The following is a 16,028-nucleotide window of genomic DNA, read 5'->3' as shown; positions in this document are numbered from 1 at the left end:
CGACGTTGCGCCTTTCCCTTTTTAATATACGACTTTCCAGTTATGATCGCAGGCGGCATGAATCGTTCCGCGCTTCATGATGTAATCGGCCAGAATCTCGGTCATGTCCGTCGGAATCTCTCTCGCGACCGGCTTGTCCTTGATCATGTCGAAGTTGCCTCCGCCTCCCGCGCGATAGCTGTTCATGACGACCTCGTACGTTGCGTCGGGATCCAAGGGAGAGCCGTTCCGCTCCAGCTTGGTCACCCGTTGCCCCTCCGGTTTTGAAATATCCAATTCGTATTCGATGCCTTCCCACATATCGTAATTAAAATGCTGCGGCTTCGGCTCCAAATAAGCGGGGGACACTTGCAAATCGCCTGTTCGTTCGTCCGGCGCAAAATAGCGGGCGTTCTGTTCGAGCGCTTCCCGGATGTCGCGGCCGGACAGGCGAATGACTTTGAGCGTGTTCGGGTAAATATAGTTGGATACGACGTCGCGCATCGTAATCCGTTCCTTAAACCCTCTGGCTTCGTTCGTGAATATGGCCGCGCACGAGATGTCCGCGCCGGTCACTTCCATCTGCACCCGGTTGACGAACTCCGTGAACGCGTGATCGGCTTGCCGCGCCGCGAACGGATCGGCGATCGTCATGTCGCCCTCGGCTGCGCCGATCGGTTGGTCCAGCCAGATCTGCGTTTTCTTCTCATCTTCGGCGAACATGGCGAGCAGTTCTTCGTCCGCAGCCGTCGAATCGTCAACATGGATCAAATCCGCCGTCTTGCCTTGGAGATACCAGCCTCCATCCGCCGTCCGCTCGAACTCAAGCTGAACTTTGGCGATTGCCTGGCCGGCGAATCCGGGCTGCGCGAACGCGACGCCGTTCAACTGACCGGCCAACAGCCGGTGCTGGTGCCCGGTCAGCAGGACGTCCATGCCTTCGAGCTTCATGCACATCTCGTAGCCCTGGTTTTCACCTGTGAGCGGCTCGGTTGCTTCGCCAGTGGCCGGATCACGCTCGAAGCCCCCGTGGTAGCAGACGACGACCGCATCGGGACGTTCCGTGTCGCGAATGTGCGCGATCCAGCGCCGGGCGGTTTCCAGCGCGTCTTCGAACGACAGTCCTTGAATGTGAGCCGGCTCTTCCCAGTTCGGGATATAGTGCGTCGTCACGCCGAGTACGGCAATTCGGACGCCTTCGGCCATCTCGAAGATTTGGTAAGGCTGCCCGAAAGCCGATTGTCCGTCGGTTTCGTTGACGATATTGGCCGACAGCCAAGGGCATGGGGAAGCTTCGATAGCCCGCTTCAGCAAATCCTGTCCGTAATTGAATTCATGGTTGCCGAAGACGACTGCGTCGTATCGAAGCGCGTTCAGCGCCCGTGCGGCGGGATGAACGCTGCGGCCGTCGAATTTCGCATAGTTGTACATAAAAGGCGTGCCTTGCAGAAGATCTCCGTTGTCCAGCAGAAGGAGAGACGGATTCGTTTCCCTTTCCTTGCGAATGATCGAAGACAGTTTGGCCAATCCAAGCGGCTTGTCTCCGGGACCGCGGTAATCCGTCGGGTAAATATGGCCGTGCGTATCGCTGGTTTCCAATAATGTGACGGTGACTGATTTTGGCGAATTCAAACTGAGAGTTCCTCCTACTGCGGTGCGATTTCGTTATATATCCTATTATAACGAAGTTGGCGGGCGCGGTTCAAAGGGGATAGTCTGTAAGTGCCAGCAGCTTTGCCCATCTCTCTGGATGGCTCTCGTCCCGATAGACCGGTTCGAAACCTAATTTGAGGTAGATGCGAATGGCCGGCAGCCTGAAATCGTCGGTTTCCAGAAACGCTGTGCGTCCCCCGCACTCCTTCATCTTGTGCAAGGCCGCAAGGCTGGCCGCGAAGCCGAGTCCTCTGCCCGAATAGTCGGGATGCACGCCTACCATATGCAAAAACCAGCTGTCGATTTCCCGCTCGGCGGTCTCCCAAGCGGTTGCGGTAGCTACGGGGATATTCCCTTTGCAGATGAACAGCAAGCGATCGGCATAGAACGGCACGCAATCTCCGATCTTATGGGAGAATTTCACTTCCCGGATAAAGGAATGGCGAATGAGCTCTTCCCAATTGCGTTCGTCTCCGGGCAAAAAAGGACGCAGCCGAAAGCCGGTGGGGCAGTGAAAGGCGGGCAGATCGTCCAGCGATTGTTTCCTCATGATCAGCTTGGAGAGAGGCTGGCTCATCTAGCGCTGCCCCGCTTTCGCCTTGAAATCAGGGAAGGAGACGGCTTTGCCGCCTGCCCGCACGGACTCCATGGAAAGGAAGAACACCGAGCTCCAGGTGGCGGCATCGTAGACGTCCACCGAGGGAGCGCGGTCTTCCTGAATGGCCGAAATGAACTCTTCCAATACGAGAAAGTCGCCGCCGCCGTGTTTCGTACCTTCCGCATACTTGCCCCATCGCTGCCAGGTCGGATGGTCGTGCTGGGGCTGGTAATTGCGCAATGGCTCCCACATGTCCGAGCCGTCCTCTTCATTTTTGGGGGAGCGGTTATTGAACCAGATCAGATCATCTTCCAGAGGGTGACGGGCAGAAATAAAAGCGCCCTCGGTTCCCTGCAGCAGATAATGTGTTTTGTTATGCGGTCTGACGGAGGTCCAATCGATGCGCAATTCGATGAGCACGCCTTTACCGGTCTGTATGATCGCAACCGCGCTGTCGCCTTGGCGCCAAAATCCGTTTCTCGCCGCTGGATGGTCCTTGCCATAATGCTCCGTGAAATAGTGCTGAAGGGAGCGCGAGTTCGATACGAAGGAGGAGACACTGTCCAGCCGGTCTCCATCCGGTTTGTTCACCTTGATCCACTGCGCGATCGGGCCGATCGAATGGGTCGGATAATTAACCCCGTTGTATTGCTGATGCAGCTGTCCTCTCCAGGTCAGAGACCCGTCGGGATGGTGGATCAGATGCCGGAGATCGTGAATATATCCGCCTTCCAGATAGGTGATTTCCCCGAACAGTCCGCGATCGGCCATATGCTTGATTGTCAGGTTGGAACGCGAGAAGCAATAATTTTCCGACATCATATATTTCAATCCGGTCTGCTCGACCGTCTCGACCAGCTCCCAGGCTTCCTCCGCCGTCTGGGCGGCGATGACCTCGCTCAGCACATGCTTGCCAGCCTTAAGAGCCTCGATGGCTTGTCGGGCATGAAGATGCATCGGGCTCAACAGGAACACCGCGTCGATGGACGGATCCTGCAGCATCTCCCGGTAATCCCGATACGTCCGAATTTCGGGAAACCGTTCTTTCCATTGATGGAGCACCAGCTCGTTCAAGTCGCAGGTGGCGGTTAGATGAATCCGATCCGCTAAGGAATAAAGAGCGTTCGTAAAGCTAGCTCCCCGATTGCCCCCTACGATCGCTAATCGTACTTGTCGGCGATTCACTCGGCATCCCCGTCCTTTTCTGTTGGCTGCCCCAGTTCGACACGAAGGCTGGCGGAAGTCGAATCGCCGTTCGCTTCGGGGAGGATCTCGTAATCGTACATATCGGCCGTGAAGAGGGAAGCCCATTCCGTCGTTTCCGTATTGGACAAATCTATCGTTTCCATCCGGAGTTCGCCGTCCTCGACGCAGACGACCCGGACCGCCGGCGCATCGGGCACGGCCGCCGTCTGGATAAAGTGCCACTGCTCCCGCCGAACGATCGAATGCACATGATTGTGACCGTTAAAATAAAAGCCGAATCCTTTCCACCGCTTCAGAATCGGCCAGATGTCCAGAGTGGGATCGAGCGACATCATCGTCTCGGTCGAGCGGGCCGTCGTTCCGTGCGGCGGGTGATGGGCGAATACAAGCAGGGGCTTGTTCGCCGGGCGGTCCAATTGCTCGCTAAGCCAAACGAGCTGCTCGTCGTCCATCGTTCCGCTCCAATCTTCCCGGATTTCGCGGGCGGTATCGAGAACGAGGAGAAACGCGTCGGGTTGTTCAATGAGGGTAAATCTCGGTTGCCTCGTCAGAGTCAAAATGTCCGTTTTTGAATAGGTGAAGGTGTCATGGTTGCCTAGCGCGTGCAGGAAACGGTCCTGCAGTTGCCGATCTTGAAGTTGGTTTAAAACGTATTTGAACTCGCTAAACTCTCCCAAGTGCGCCAAATCTCCGATAGAGATATAATAATCGGCTTCGATAGACAGAAAGCGGTCTAAGAAGTACGAGTAGAACGCGTCGCGGGCCTCCTTCGTCGACTGTGCTTGGCTGAGCAGTTCGTCCGGGTAGTGCAAATCTCCGATGATAGCCAGCTTCATCTGTTCGGCTCCTTATCCTTTAATTCCGGAATGCATGAAGCTTCCGATGACTTTGCGTTGGAACAGCAAAAATCCGATCATGAGCGGCGCAGAAACGATGAGCGTGGCCGCGCTTACGTCCGTCCATTGCGCCCCCGATTCGGTAGACTTGGCGAACATCGCCAGTCCTACGGTCAGGAGCCGGTTGTCCACGGAGTTGGTCACAATAAGCGGCCACAAAAAGTCGTTCCAGTGAAAGCTGACGGACACGATCGCGAACGAAACGTAGATCGGGCGGGACAGCGGTACGTAGATTCGGGACAATATGCGCAATCTCGAAGCCCCCTCCACAAGAGCGGCCTCCTCCAATTCGTAGGGCAATTGCTTGAACGCTTGTCTGAGCAGAAATACGCCGAAAGCGGAAGCGAAATACGGCAGCATGATGCCTACCTTCGTGTTCAGCAGTCCGAATTCGCTCAGCACCTGATAATTGGAGAAGATCAGAATGTCGGGCGGAATCATGATCTGGAGCAGAAACAGCAAAAACACGAGATCGCGGCCGGCAAAGCGCACTCGCGCGAAGGCGTAAGCCGCGAGCGTGAGCGTGACGAGCTGAACCGCAAGGACACCGCCGCATACGATCACCGTGTTCCATAGAAACTGTCCGAACGGCGCGGCATGCCATACCCGAACGAGGTTGTCGAACGTCCAGGCCCACGACCAGGTGGAGGAAATCCCGGCTTCCTTCGGCATAAATGCCGTTCTGGCGACCCACAGGATCGGAATGATCCACAGCGCGGCGAAGCCGAAGCCAATACCGTGCCAGAAAGCTTGTTGCGCCCTTCGCTTTGCTCGTGCTTTGCTGGAAACGAGGCGGTCTTCACCGCTTTTGCGAGCGTTTCGATTGAGCAGCAAGGGCATCTTGATCGGTTTATCCATAGAAGGCCCGTCCTATTCGTAATGGATTTTACGATCCCACCGCAAAAACTGCAGGGAGGATACGAGCAGCAGCAATACGATCATGATGACGGTCATCGCGGCGGCCATCCCCTGGTCGTAAAAATTGAATGTCGTATCGTAAATGTAATAAAGCAGCAGATTGCTCGAATTGTTCGGACCGCCCTTCGTCATGATCCACAGGTGGTCCACAAGCTTAAACGCATTCGTAATGGCGACCACCGAGACGAACAGCGTCGTCGGCATCGTGAGCGGAACGGTAATCCGTCTGATGGAGGCGGCCGTTCCGAGGCCGCTTACCGCGGCGGCTTCGTACAGGTCCTTGGGAATCTGCTGCATGCCGGCCAAATAGAAGATCATAAAGTAGCCGGCTTCCTTCCACACCATCATGAAGACTAAAGCCCCCATGACCGTGTCCGGGCTGCCCAGCAGATTCACGGGTTGATCGGCTATCCAGGCGGCGAGCTTCGCGAACAAACCGAAGTGCGGCGTATACAAAAACAACCAGATGTTCGCCACGGCGATCATCGGAATCATATTCGGATAGAAGAATGCCAATCTTGCGAGTCCCCGTCCCTTGATCGCCTTGTCGGCGAACAACGCCATCAGGAAAGCCAGGACGATCGAGAGCGGAACGGTGCCGACGGCAAAAACGATATTGTTGCCGAACACTTGCCGGAAGACAGGATCCTTCAGCAGTTGGACGTAGTTGTCGAAGCCGACGAACAACGGCTCGGAGACGGCCAGATTTTTCTCGTGCAAGCTGAGCCAAACGGATTTCAACATCGGGTAATAAGTAAACAAAGCCAGAAACAGAAGCGAGGGCAGAACGAGGCTCCACCCGAATCCGTTGCGTTTCAGCTTTTCGCTCCATCCGATAGGCATGTATTTCATTCCTTCCTATTGAACGACTCCCGTGGCGGCAAGGAAAATCCGCGTACGGAAGGAGCCTTGGCCACAGGGGAGACCTGTCGTAGCTCTTTCCGTACGCAAGATCGGCAGCTTGAAGGATCCTTATTTGTTGAACGGAGCCAGTGCCCGATCCGCTTCTTCCTGCGCCTTCTTGAGTGCTCCAGCCGCATCGATCTGTCCGGCCAAGGCGGCTTGAATCTGATTCGTGATCGCGGTCGATACTTTGCCGTGGTTATGGGTCGACAGCTCTCTGAACGCGTATTGGAGCTGATCACGGGCGACGAGAGCTTGCGGGAAGCCAGCGGTGTATGCCTTCATTGCTTCCGTATCGTACGCCGATTTGCGAACGCCGACGTATCCGGACGAACTGCTAAATTGCGCCGCCTGCTCGGGGGCGGTCATGTATTTGGCGAATTCCCAGGCTGCGGCCTGCTTCTCCGGAGACGTATCCTTGAAGATGTACAGGTTGCCTCCGCCCGTAGGCGATCCGAATTGCTTGCGAGCGGGCGGGAAGGCGACGCCGAACTCGAATTTGGCGTTGTTCTTCACGTTCGTCAGGTTGCCGCTCGTGTGCATCATCATCGCCGTTTTGCCTTCGATGAAGTCGGTCGGCACGGTCGCCCAATCGATAACGCCTTCCGGCATCGCTTTATGCTTGCGGGACAGATCAAGCCAGAATTGCAGCGCCTCAACGTTCTCCGGCGTGTCGAACATCGCTTTTTTGCCGTCCGAGGACATAATATTTTGCTTAGGGTCAGTCGCGTTTTGCCTTGCAAGCATTTGGAACATCCAGTAGGAATCGTCGTTGCCGGGAATCTCCAGTCCGGCATGGCCATCTTTGTTCAGCTTCTGGGCGTACGAGACGAGCTCATCCCAGGTTGCCGGCGGCTTCTCCGGATCCAGTCCCGCGTCCTTGAACATTTCCTTGTTGTAATACATGACGATCGTGCTTCTCTGGAACGGCAGGCTGTACGTCTTATCTTCGGTTTGCGTGTCCTCCAGGAACGCCTCATAGAAATCGTCCATTTGGATTTCGGAATCTTGTGCGATAAAGTCGTCCAAAGGAATGATGGCGTTCATATCCAGCATGCTGTACAGCTCGGTGGACATCATGACGGCCACGTCGGGCGGCTGCTTGGCTTGAACGCCCGCTTGGATTTTCACCGTATTGTCGCCGTAGTTGCCCGTGTAGACGGGGTTGACTTTGATGTTCGGATGGCTGTCCATGAAGCGGCTCGCCATCTCGTCAATGACCTTCGTAAGCGGACCGCCTACGTTGACCGGGTAGTAGAACGTGATTTCGACCGGCTTTTCTTCGTCGGCTGCCGACGGGCTCGGGCTTGCGCTTGCAACGGCGGATGGCTGACTTTCGCCCGCATCCGATCCTTTTTGGGTCGAGTCGGTATTCGTTTGGCCGCAGCCGGCCAGCGCGATCAGAGAGGCTGCGAGCAACAAGAGAGGTTTGGTTTGCTTAAGCATATCGAATAGCTCCTTTTTGGGTTGAGATGTGAACTTCAAGATCCATGAGCTTCCGCCCGGCGTTACGCCTTCATGTTCCTCTCCTCCTAGAAAGTTGTAGCAGGCGTCCTCGCGCCTCCTTCATTCTCATTCTAGGGTCGCAGGGTTGCGGTTCGATTGAACAAAATCCCTCTTTCGTTGTATAAAACTCTCATTTGGTGCGTTCGTCAAAAAAACGCATGGCTGGGCTTGGAGGAGATTTGATAGGCGTACAGCTTAGGCGTCAGGCCTATCTCGCGCTTGAATACGCGGGTAAAATGGCCTTGGTCGGCAAAGCCGACTTGGGCGGCGATTTCTTTCAAGCCGACTTTGCCCGAACGGATCAGAAATTTGGAGCGTTCGATTCGCAAGCGAATCAGGAAGTGATGGGGCGTGTAGCCGGTCTGCTGTTTGAATACGCGAATAAAATGAGACTGGCTCATGCTGGCTCTGGAAGCGAGATCCGACAGTTGAATATCTTCTTCCAGATGCTCCCGCATATATTGAACCACTTGATAGATTTCCTGGTTGGCCAGCGCCTTGGCGCTCGCATGCTGAGGGATGACGGAGGAATAATGCTGAAGCAGATGGATGATGAACATGTGGGCAAGGGAATCGCTGTAGAGCTTCCCTTTGGTCCCGCCATTTTGCAATTCTTCCAGCATCCAGAGCCCAAGCTGCAGCAACCTGGAATCTTTGACGTGGAATTGGCGTTGCAGTTGGATCTGGCCTTCTGTCAGAAAGCCGGACTCGCGGGCGATTTCTTCAATGATCGACGCCTTCATCTCGATCTTCAGAAAATAGAGCGATGTTCTTCCCCACGGACAGAGAAGGCTCTCGTTGTAAGGAGCGATATGAATCGTATAAAAGTTCTCGTAATAAGCCGTGCAGTGAATGCCGACCACGTATTTGGCTTCCGGCGACGGGGCGAAGGCTTGCTGCGGGCTGTACCATTGCGAAACCTGAAGCTTGTCCCATCCGTAGCTGTCGCTAGTAAGAACAGGCTGCAAAGCCGCCGCGGATCCCATTTCCAATTCATTCATCCCGATCCCTCCTTGTCCCAATCTATCAGTCGAATATGATCACCGCGTCAATGAACGGTTAAGACCGTGTTAATTCCCGGCTTCAAAGAACGTATTGCCAAAAGAGTGCCGATAAGATAAGTTATACTTAATTGAATCGCAAAGAAACGGGTGCTTGATGAAGTCAGGCTGAGATTGCGGCCGTATGCCGCTGACCGTCGATCTGATCTGGGTAATGCCAGCGTAGAGACAACTTTGGTCGTGTATCTTCTGATGCCGTGCGCTAGCCTGCCCTGCCTTATTGGGCGGGCTTTTTATTTTACCCTTTCTTGCATTCAAGGCATTTTCAAACCAATCGTAGAAAGGAAGTTGTTGGGCTATGGCGAGAGCCGGACAAGGGACGAAGTCCCGGGGATTAAAGCTGACCGATATTCTGGTCACGATCGTGATCGCGGTCGTTTTCGGAATCATCTACAAAGTATGGGGGCCGATGTACGATGTCGTGAAGCCGATCGGGGTGCATGCCGAACAGACGGTGTACGGCATGTGGTTTTTGGCTGGCACGTTCGCGTTTCTGCTTATCCGCAAGCCGGGCGTGGCGGTACTGGCGGAAGTCGCGGCGGCCAGCGTAAGCGCGCTGCTCGGCAGCGAGTGGGGGATCTCGACGTTATGGTACGGACTGTTGCAGGGGCTGGGAGCGGAGATTATTTTTGCCCTGTTCCTATATCGCAATGCTTCGGTCTGGGTCGTATCCTTGGCATCGATCGGAGCGGCAGCCGGATCGCTGGTGCTGGATTTCGGATACGGCTACATTAAAGAACTAAGCGCATGGAACTACACGCTGCTCATCGGATTAAGGGTGATCGGAAGCGTCGTGATCGCCGGCATTCTCGCCTACTATCTGTCCAAAGCATTGGAGCTGACAGGCGTGACGAAGGTGCTGCGGCCGGCCTCGAAGCAGGATTTCGACGCGCTGAACCGCGCATGACGCAGAAGATCGCCGCAGGGGTAACGAATCTGAAGCTTAAATTCGCGGGAGAGGACGCCTTGTTGTTCAAAGGCGTTTCTCTTGCTTTTCGCCCCGGAGAACACGCGCTGCTGCTAGGGCCGAGCGGCTGCGGCAAATCGACGTTGCTTCAAGTGCTCAGCGGCTTGATTCCGGGGTCGATTGAAGTCCCCATGATCGCGGACGAGGTTATCGTGCCGGAGCGATGGGGCTACGTTTTCCAGGACCCGGATACGCAGTTCTGCATGCCTTATGTAGACGAAGAGCTGGCGTTCGTGCTGGAGAACCTGCAGGTGCCGAGAGAGGATATGCCCGCCCGGATCGAGAGGCATCTACGCCAGGTTGGGCTGAGCTTACCGGATTCTCACGTGCCGATTCAGACGCTCTCTCAAGGGATGAAGCAGCGTCTGGCGATCGCTTCCGCGCTGGCGACCGAGCCGGAGGTGCTGTTTCTGGACGAACCGACGGCGCTTCTCGACGAGGAAGGGACGGAACAAGTATGGCAGACGATCCGTTCCTTAGCCGATGGGATGACTTTGATCGTCGTCGAGCATAAGATCGAAGGGATCATCGACTTGTTCGACCGGATCGTCGTAATCGGCCCTGCGGGCGAAGTGGTCGCGGACGGTGCAGCAAGAGAGGTCATTTCGTTGCGCAAGAAGGAACTGGATCGTTACGGAGTCTGGTATCCGGGCATTTGGGATGACCGACCAAGCCTCCGGCGATCTCCGCTTCCCGCTCCGGATGTGCCTCCGCTGCTGGCGATGGAACGTTATCGCGGGCTTCGCGGGTCGGTTGTGGTCATCGAGGCGGAGCAGGCGGACGTCTATCCCGGCGATTGGATCGGCATTATGGGCGATAACGGAGCGGGCAAGAGCTCGCTTCTGCTTGCGATCATGCGGCTGATCAAGACCGAGGGGGTTTGCGAAGTCGCCGGGCGGGAGTTGAAGAAGGTCGAGCATCTGGCCGAACATGCGGCGTTCGTTTTTCAGAATCCGGAGCTGCAATTCGTCACGCACTCCGTACGCGATGAAATCGAATATTCGCTTGCGGTCGACGGCGTCCCCCTCGAGGAGCGGCGGGCGAGAAGCGCGGATCTTATGGATGCGCTGCAATTGCTGGAGTCGGCGGACCGCCACCCGTATCAGCTTTCGATGGGGCAGAAGCGCCGGCTTAGCGTAGCCTCCGCGATTATCCGAGGGCAGCGGCTGCTGCTGCTCGATGAGCCGACGTTCGGGCTGGACGCGCGCAATACGTTCGCGATGCTAGACCTGCTGGAACGGCTGCGGGCGGAAGGCATGGCCATTGTGATGGTGACCCACGATCCGCGTATCGTCGAGCGTTATTGCACGAAGCTGTGGCGCGTTCGGGAAGGGAGGCTTACGCATGCAATTGACGTTTCCACACCGGCGAACATGGCTGCATCGCGTTAATCCGGTCGTGAAGCTCGTTCTGTTCTCTCTATGGTTTTTCGCGATTATTCTGATTCACGACTTCAGCGTTATGATCAACGTGGCGATCGGGTCTGTGCTGCTGCTGATCTGGTCGGGCCATCCTTGGAAAAGGCTGCTTCTGTACGCATCGCCCTTCTTGCTCGTATTCGTGTCTTCGACGACGGGCATGATGTTTTTCGGTAGCGGGGAGACGCCTTGGTTCAAGTGGGGCATCGTCAACATTACCGAAGAAAGCTTCTATCGCGGGCTGCACCTCGGCTTCAGGGCACTGAGCATGGCAGCCGTCGGGCTGCTGTTCGGTTTGACGACGCGTCCGGTCGATCTGTTCTACGCGCTTATGCAGAAGGCGAAGCTGCCGCCGAAATACGCGTACAGCTTCCTGGCCGCGATGCGGATGATCCCGATTCTCGTCGAGGAGTTCCAGACGCTGCGCCACGCGCTGAAAATCAGAGGCATGAAGAAGCAGGGCAAGCTGATGACGATCTACCGCACATGGCATAGATACGCGATTCCGCTGCTTGCGCAAAGCATCCGGCGCGCACATCGGATCGCCGTCGCGATGGAGGCGAAGCGATTTGCCGGGGGCGCCAAGAGAACCTATTATTATATTATCGGGTTCACTTACCGGGATATCGCGTTTGCGGCTTTGACGGCGGTTCTCTTCGCCGCTTCGTTCGCGGCGGGGATCCAGTGGCCCTACATTGCGGACATTACCGATGTTCGCTAACATGCGGAGGACATACGAATGATTCTGAACGAGAAAATAAAAGCGGCGGAAGTGCAGCTTACCGGACTGAACGGAGAGGACTTGGGCATCGTTGGGAGAGAAGAGGCGCTGGACATGGCGCGCAATCTGAAGGCGGATCTCGTCTGCACGTCGCTGTTCAGCAGTCCTCCCCCATGCAAGCTGGTTGCTAAGGGCAAAGCCAAGCAGGAAGCGGCGAAGGAAAAGCAAGACGAGCGCCGGGCGGCGCAACCGCCGAAGCTGAAGGAAATCCGGCTCACGCCGCACATCGAGGACCATGATTACGAAACGAAGAGAAGGCAAGCGGAGAAGCTGCTCGCTTCGGGAGATGCGGTGCAGTTCGTCGTGAAGATTCAAGGCAAGGAAGGGCAGAAGGCGAAGGAACTGCTTGAGCAGATGCTGAAGGAGCTTGCGGAAGTCGGCCGCAAGGAGACCGGCATTCAGCTTAGCGGCAAACAAGCGGCCGTCCGGGTCAACCCGCTTTGAAGCGGGAGGCCGGAGGCCGCTTGGATTATTCGCGCGATTAAGCTTTGAGTGCGACGGCGATCTGAGCCGCGACTTGGGCATTGTGGTAGACGAGGGCGATATTCGTCTCCAGGCTCTTGCCGCCCGTCAGCTCTTTAATGCGGGCGAGCAGGAACGGGGTTACTTTTTTACCGGTAATGTTCTGAGCTTTGGCTTCGTCCAGCGCCTGCTGGATGACGCTTTCGATCTCGGCATGCTTGAGCGCGGATTCTTCCGGAACCGGGTTGGCGATAATCGCGCCGCCATTAAGACCTAGCTCCCATTTCTTCCGCAGCGCGTCGGCGACTTGGGCAGGCTCGTCCAGACGGAAGTCAACGCCGAAGCCGCTTTCTCTCGCGTAGAAGGATGGGAATTCGTCCGTCTTGTAGCCAACGACGGGAACGCCGTGCGTTTCCAGGAATTCCAACGTCCGGCCGATGTCGAGAATCGATTTGGCGCCTGCGCAGACGACGGCGACGTTCGTGTGGGCCAGTTCCGTCAAGTCTGCGGAGATGTCCATCGTCGTCTCGCCTTCGCGGTGGACGCCGCCAATGCCGCCGGTCGCGAACACTTCGATGCCAGCGAGCGCAGCGCCGATCATCGTGGCGGCAACCGTCGTCGCGCCGATCTTGCCGGAAGAGAGAATATATGGGAAGTCGCGGCGGCTAACCTTCTCGACTTGCTTGTTCGTCGCGAAGGCTTCCAGCTCTTGCTCGTTCAGACCGATCTTGATGCGTCCGTCCAAGAGGCCGATTGTAGCCGGCACTGCGCCATTGTCGCGGATGATCTGTTCGACCTTGCGCGCCATCTCGATATTTTGCGGGTACGGCATGCCGTGGGAAATAATCGTCGTCTCGAGCGCGACGATCGGTTTGTTGTTCGCAAGGGCATCCTTGACTTCGTCGGTAAAGGTGAGATATTGGCTGGCTTGGTTTGCGTTCATGGTTCAGCTCTCCTTTAGGGTTTGTTCGAGCGTTTGCTCGTTTAATTGCGCCGATACGGATTCGGCGGTTCTTAGCGTCAGATGTGAAGCGGCAAGGCCGAGACGGCAAGCCTCTTCATAGGTTCGGTCATGCAGAAATCCGTAAGCGACTCCCGCGACGAAAGCGTCGCCCGCTCCGGTCACCTCGACGACTTCCGTCGGGATTGGCGGAATAAGCAAAGGGGGACGGTCGCCCGGCGCTTCGGAATAATAGACGCCTTGTTCACCGGCCGTAATAAACACGTGGGGGACTCCCCGTTCGTGAATGGCCCGTGCGAGCTTCGCGTAATCCGGCTCACTCTCGCGGGCGGCGCCGGCCAGTTCGAACGCTTCCTCCAGATTGGGGAAGATCGTGGTGACCCCGCTTAGGTCTGCGGGGAGTTTCTTGGCTTTCTCCGAGGAGACGGGATCGACGAACAGCGGCAGGGAGCTTTCACGGCATCGTTGCACGAGTTCGCTTAACGTCTCCGCGGGCAGGTTCGTATCTGCGATGACGAGCTTTGACGCGGCGACATGTGACCATTTCTCCTGCAAAATGCGTGGAGCAAACTTGTCGTAGATGTCCATATCGGCATAAGCGACGAACATCTCGCCGTCCACGTCCAGAAGCGCGGTGTACGTTCCCGTCTTCTCGCCGGGTAGCACTTGTGCAAGTCCGGTGTTGACGCCGGTTTGGGCTGTTTCCTTCAGTACCCATTGCCCGGCTTGATCATCGCCGACGACAGTCAGCAAGGAAACGGAGCAGCTCAGATGGGCCAAGTTCTCCGCGATGTTGCGGGCGACGCCGCCGCATGATTCTTTGACGTTGGCGGGATTGGAGGAACCGGGCCGAATCCGTTGCTTGGCGGCCGCTTTGCTGTCTAGATTGGCGCCTCCGATGCAGAGCGCCGTGTTCTCTTCGGCGGTGACGTAGGCGCGGCCTCGAATGACGCCCCGTTTCGTCAGCGTGGCGATATATCCGGCGACGGCCGATCGGGAAATGCCGACGCTCGCGGCGATTTCGTTCTGAGAGATAAAGGGGTTATGGCGAATCAACTCCATGATTTGCCGCTCACGGTCCATTGTCCGATTCTCCTTTCGATGATGATGAAGTTCGTTGTTGTTCTTATTTCTATCCTAATGGATATCTGGACATTTGTCCACTGGAAAAACTTTTGTTTATATAAGAAAAGAGGAATTGATCATGAGCATAAGCATTCCTGAAACAATCAAGCAACAAGTCCGCGATAACGCGAGCATTAATGATGGAAGGTTGACGCCGGAGCTGTTGGCGTATATATACGAAACCAAGTTGTTCAAGCTGTTCGTACCCGAAGAGTTGAACGGCTTAGGAATGCCTCTTCCGGAGGCGCTGCGCGTTTTCGAACAAGCATCGGGAATCGACGGAAGCTTCGGATGGCTCGTGACGATTGGATCGGGCGGCGGCTTTTTCTCGGCGACGCTGCCACCGAGCCAAGCCAAGGAACTGTTCGGCGTCGCCAATGCGGTCGTCGCCGGCAGCGGCCAAGTTAGCGGAACCGCGCGGCGAACGGAAGGCGGGTATGTCGTAAACGGGCGGTGGAAATATTGCAGCGGATCGACTTTCGCCAGTTTATTTACAGCCAATTGCCGGATCGAGGGCGGCGAACCGGGAGCGGGCGAAGAAATCCGGTCGTTCGCTTTTCTGCCGGAGCAGGTGAGCGTGATTCATGATTGGAACGCGTTCGGCTTGAAAGGGACGGATAGCCATACGATCGAGGTCAAGGATGCGTTCGTGCCGGCGGATCGCACATTCAGTATTATGAGCGAGCCGAATTATAACGATCCGATATTCCGGTATCCGTTCATGCCGTTTGCGCAAACTTCCTTCGCCGCGGTAAGCCTCGGCATCTGCCGACATTTCATCGAGGAAGCGCAAGCTTTCGCAGAATCGAAGCGACGGGAGTGGGAAACGACCCGTCCGGGGCGTACGGATATTCTGCAGCGGGTGATCGGTGAGCAAGCGCGGTTGCTTGAAGCCGATGCGGAGATTTTCTACGGAACCGTCGAGAGGACATGGGAAACCTTCAAGGGCAAAGGGGAGATGGGGGAAGCCGAGCAGGCCGACGTCCAGAACGTATGCCGGACGCTGGCAAGAAACACATTAGTATATACGAATATGATATTTCTGCTGCTCGGCATGACGGCGCTGATGGAAGACCATCCGCTCAACCGGACTTGGCGGGATCTCCACACGGTAACGCAGCACTCGGCGCTTGTCCCTTGGCCGGAGCAATAATAAGTCGCTAAACGCACAAAACCCCACCCCTTGTCGCAAAAAGCAACAATGGCGTGGGGTTTTCAGTGTATCGGCCCCTCATTGTCGCAAAAAGCAACAATGGCGAGGGTTTTTCAGTGTGTTGGCTTCTCATTGTTGCAAAAAGCGACAATGACGAGGGTTTTTCAGTGTGTGGGCCTCACATTGTTGCAAAAAGCGACAATGACGAGGGTTTTTCAGTGTGTGGGCCTCTCATTGTTGCAAAAAGCGACAATGACGAGAGGGCGCTCAAGCCAGCCCTGCAACTTCTCGGCATCTGCGCAAGGGATACATCAGATGATCGGGATTGCCGTCTATGGATACAATTGTGCCCTGGTTCATTCTCACGTTTAAACTGCAAGTATCGGGACAGTCGAACGGCCGGACGACGGTGCTTTCGGATATAGACATGCTCTCACGCTC

At 56.1% G+C, this 16,028-nt stretch carries 16 protein-coding genes; 5 read left to right on the top strand and 11 right to left on the bottom strand.

From position 1 onward, the window contains the following. Positions 1-21 precede the first annotated feature (21 nt). The 8 genes from FPZ45_RS09525 to FPZ45_RS09490 all read right to left on the bottom strand — a co-directional run bounded on the left by FPZ45_RS09525 (position 22) and on the right by FPZ45_RS09490 (position 8,660). Entirely contained in the window at positions 22-1,611 is a 1,590-nt protein-coding gene (locus tag FPZ45_RS09525) for a bifunctional metallophosphatase/5'-nucleotidase (RefSeq protein WP_144700619.1), read from the bottom strand. A 70-nt stretch (positions 1,612-1,681) separates the two neighbouring features. Continuing rightward, positions 1,682-2,209, bottom strand: coding sequence for a GNAT family N-acetyltransferase (locus tag FPZ45_RS09520; RefSeq protein ID WP_144700617.1), 528 nt, complete (start codon positions 2,207-2,209; stop codon positions 1,682-1,684). Continuing rightward, a complete protein-coding gene (locus FPZ45_RS09515; protein WP_186438320.1) occupies positions 2,210-3,415 on the bottom strand; it encodes a Gfo/Idh/MocA family protein in 1,206 nt (401 codons plus the stop codon). Then, the gene (locus tag FPZ45_RS09510) at positions 3,412-4,272 is read right to left on the bottom strand and encodes a metallophosphoesterase family protein (protein WP_144700613.1); all 861 of its coding nucleotides are present in this window, start codon (positions 4,270-4,272) and stop codon (positions 3,412-3,414) included. Before FPZ45_RS09510 ends, FPZ45_RS09515 begins: the two co-directional genes overlap by 4 nt. Before the next feature lie 12 nt (positions 4,273-4,284). After that, on the bottom strand, positions 4,285-5,190 hold the full coding sequence (locus tag FPZ45_RS09505) for a carbohydrate ABC transporter permease (protein ID WP_246120391.1): 906 nt from the start codon (positions 5,188-5,190) through the stop codon (positions 4,285-4,287). Positions 5,191-5,202: 12 nt separating this feature from the next. After that, positions 5,203-6,093: a carbohydrate ABC transporter permease gene (locus FPZ45_RS09500; RefSeq protein WP_144700611.1), complete on the bottom strand. Its 891-nt coding sequence runs from the start codon at positions 6,091-6,093 to the stop codon at positions 5,203-5,205. A 129-nt stretch (positions 6,094-6,222) separates the two neighbouring features. Then, entirely contained in the window at positions 6,223-7,599 is a 1,377-nt protein-coding gene (locus FPZ45_RS09495) for an ABC transporter substrate-binding protein (protein ID WP_144700609.1), read from the bottom strand. A 206-nt stretch (positions 7,600-7,805) separates the two neighbouring features. Then, on the bottom strand, positions 7,806-8,660 hold the full coding sequence (locus tag FPZ45_RS09490; protein WP_144700607.1) for an AraC family transcriptional regulator: 855 nt from the start codon (positions 8,658-8,660) through the stop codon (positions 7,806-7,808). A gap of 358 nt (positions 8,661-9,018) precedes the next feature. Between FPZ45_RS09490 and FPZ45_RS09485 the strand changes: the two genes are divergently transcribed. The 4 genes from FPZ45_RS09485 to infC are packed head-to-tail and all read left to right on the top strand — an operon-like array spanning position 9,019 to position 12,330. Then, positions 9,019-9,627 (top strand): ECF transporter S component, encoded by a 609-nt coding sequence (locus tag FPZ45_RS09485; protein WP_144700605.1) that lies wholly within the window; start codon positions 9,019-9,021, stop codon positions 9,625-9,627. Further along, positions 9,624-11,078, top strand: coding sequence for an ABC transporter ATP-binding protein (locus FPZ45_RS09480; RefSeq protein ID WP_144700603.1), 1,455 nt, complete (start codon positions 9,624-9,626; stop codon positions 11,076-11,078). Before FPZ45_RS09485 ends, FPZ45_RS09480 begins: the two co-directional genes overlap by 4 nt. Next, positions 11,032-11,826 carry an energy-coupling factor transporter transmembrane component T family protein gene (locus tag FPZ45_RS09475; protein WP_144700601.1) on the top strand — a complete coding sequence of 265 codons (795 nt, stop codon included), beginning with the start codon at positions 11,032-11,034 and terminating at the stop codon, positions 11,824-11,826. The genes FPZ45_RS09480 and FPZ45_RS09475 overlap by 47 nt, the downstream gene beginning before the upstream one ends. Before the next feature lie 18 nt (positions 11,827-11,844). Next, entirely contained in the window at positions 11,845-12,330 is a 486-nt protein-coding gene (gene infC, locus FPZ45_RS09470; RefSeq protein WP_186438319.1) for a translation initiation factor IF-3, read from the top strand. A 37-nt stretch (positions 12,331-12,367) separates the two neighbouring features. Here infC and FPZ45_RS09465 read toward each other — a convergent pair whose 3' ends face one another. Beyond that, positions 12,368-13,291, bottom strand: a complete 924-nt coding sequence (locus FPZ45_RS09465) for a pseudouridine-5'-phosphate glycosidase (RefSeq protein ID WP_144700597.1) — start codon at positions 13,289-13,291, stop codon at positions 12,368-12,370. A 3-nt stretch (positions 13,292-13,294) separates the two neighbouring features. Then, the gene (locus FPZ45_RS09460) at positions 13,295-14,392 is read right to left on the bottom strand and encodes a carbohydrate kinase (RefSeq protein ID WP_144700595.1); all 1,098 of its coding nucleotides are present in this window, start codon (positions 14,390-14,392) and stop codon (positions 13,295-13,297) included. Between the two features lie 121 nt (positions 14,393-14,513). Between FPZ45_RS09460 and FPZ45_RS09455 the strand changes: the two genes are divergently transcribed. Further along, positions 14,514-15,587 carry an acyl-CoA dehydrogenase family protein gene (locus tag FPZ45_RS09455; RefSeq protein WP_144700593.1) on the top strand — a complete coding sequence of 358 codons (1,074 nt, stop codon included), beginning with the start codon at positions 14,514-14,516 and terminating at the stop codon, positions 15,585-15,587. A gap of 267 nt (positions 15,588-15,854) precedes the next feature. On the opposite strand, the gene FPZ45_RS25285 is transcribed toward FPZ45_RS09455, so the two are convergent. Continuing rightward, the gene (locus FPZ45_RS25285; protein ID WP_186438318.1) at positions 15,855-16,016 is read right to left on the bottom strand and encodes a hypothetical protein; all 162 of its coding nucleotides are present in this window, start codon (positions 16,014-16,016) and stop codon (positions 15,855-15,857) included. Positions 16,017-16,028: the final 12 nt, after the last annotated feature.

The organism is Cohnella terricola (genome assembly GCF_007786475.1).
Taxonomy (GTDB): domain Bacteria; phylum Bacillota; class Bacilli; order Paenibacillales; family Paenibacillaceae; genus Cohnella; species Cohnella terricola.
The sequence above is the reverse complement of the archived record's forward strand: the minus strand, read 5'-3'. Positions and strand labels throughout refer to the sequence as shown.

Excerpts from the sequence above, each read along its gene's own strand:
- FPZ45_RS09520 (WP_144700617.1), bottom strand. The coding sequence starts at position 2,209 with ATGAGCCAGCCTCTCTCCAAGCTGATCATGAGGAAACAATCGCTGGAC.
- FPZ45_RS09510 (WP_144700613.1), bottom strand. The coding sequence starts at position 4,272 with ATGAAGCTGGCTATCATCGGAGATTTGCACTACCCGGACGAACTGCTC.
- FPZ45_RS09505 (WP_246120391.1), bottom strand. The coding sequence starts at position 5,190 with ATGGATAAACCGATCAAGATGCCCTTGCTGCTCAATCGAAACGCTCGC.
- FPZ45_RS09500 (WP_144700611.1), bottom strand. The coding sequence starts at position 6,093 with ATGCCTATCGGATGGAGCGAAAAGCTGAAACGCAACGGATTCGGGTGG.
- FPZ45_RS09495 (WP_144700609.1), bottom strand. The coding sequence starts at position 7,599 with ATGCTTAAGCAAACCAAACCTCTCTTGTTGCTCGCAGCCTCTCTGATC.
- FPZ45_RS09490 (WP_144700607.1), bottom strand. The coding sequence starts at position 8,660 with ATGAATGAATTGGAAATGGGATCCGCGGCGGCTTTGCAGCCTGTTCTT.
- FPZ45_RS09485 (WP_144700605.1), top strand. The coding sequence starts at position 9,019 with ATGGCGAGAGCCGGACAAGGGACGAAGTCCCGGGGATTAAAGCTGACC.
- FPZ45_RS09480 (WP_144700603.1), top strand. The coding sequence starts at position 9,624 with ATGACGCAGAAGATCGCCGCAGGGGTAACGAATCTGAAGCTTAAATTC.
- FPZ45_RS09475 (WP_144700601.1), top strand. The coding sequence starts at position 11,032 with ATGCAATTGACGTTTCCACACCGGCGAACATGGCTGCATCGCGTTAAT.
- infC (WP_186438319.1), top strand. The coding sequence starts at position 11,845 with ATGATTCTGAACGAGAAAATAAAAGCGGCGGAAGTGCAGCTTACCGGA.
- FPZ45_RS09465 (WP_144700597.1), bottom strand. The coding sequence starts at position 13,291 with ATGAACGCAAACCAAGCCAGCCAATATCTCACCTTTACCGACGAAGTC.
- FPZ45_RS09460 (WP_144700595.1), bottom strand. The coding sequence starts at position 14,392 with ATGGACCGTGAGCGGCAAATCATGGAGTTGATTCGCCATAACCCCTTT.
- FPZ45_RS09455 (WP_144700593.1), top strand. The coding sequence starts at position 14,514 with ATGAGCATAAGCATTCCTGAAACAATCAAGCAACAAGTCCGCGATAAC.
- FPZ45_RS25285 (WP_186438318.1), bottom strand. The coding sequence starts at position 16,016 with ATGTCTATATCCGAAAGCACCGTCGTCCGGCCGTTCGACTGTCCCGAT.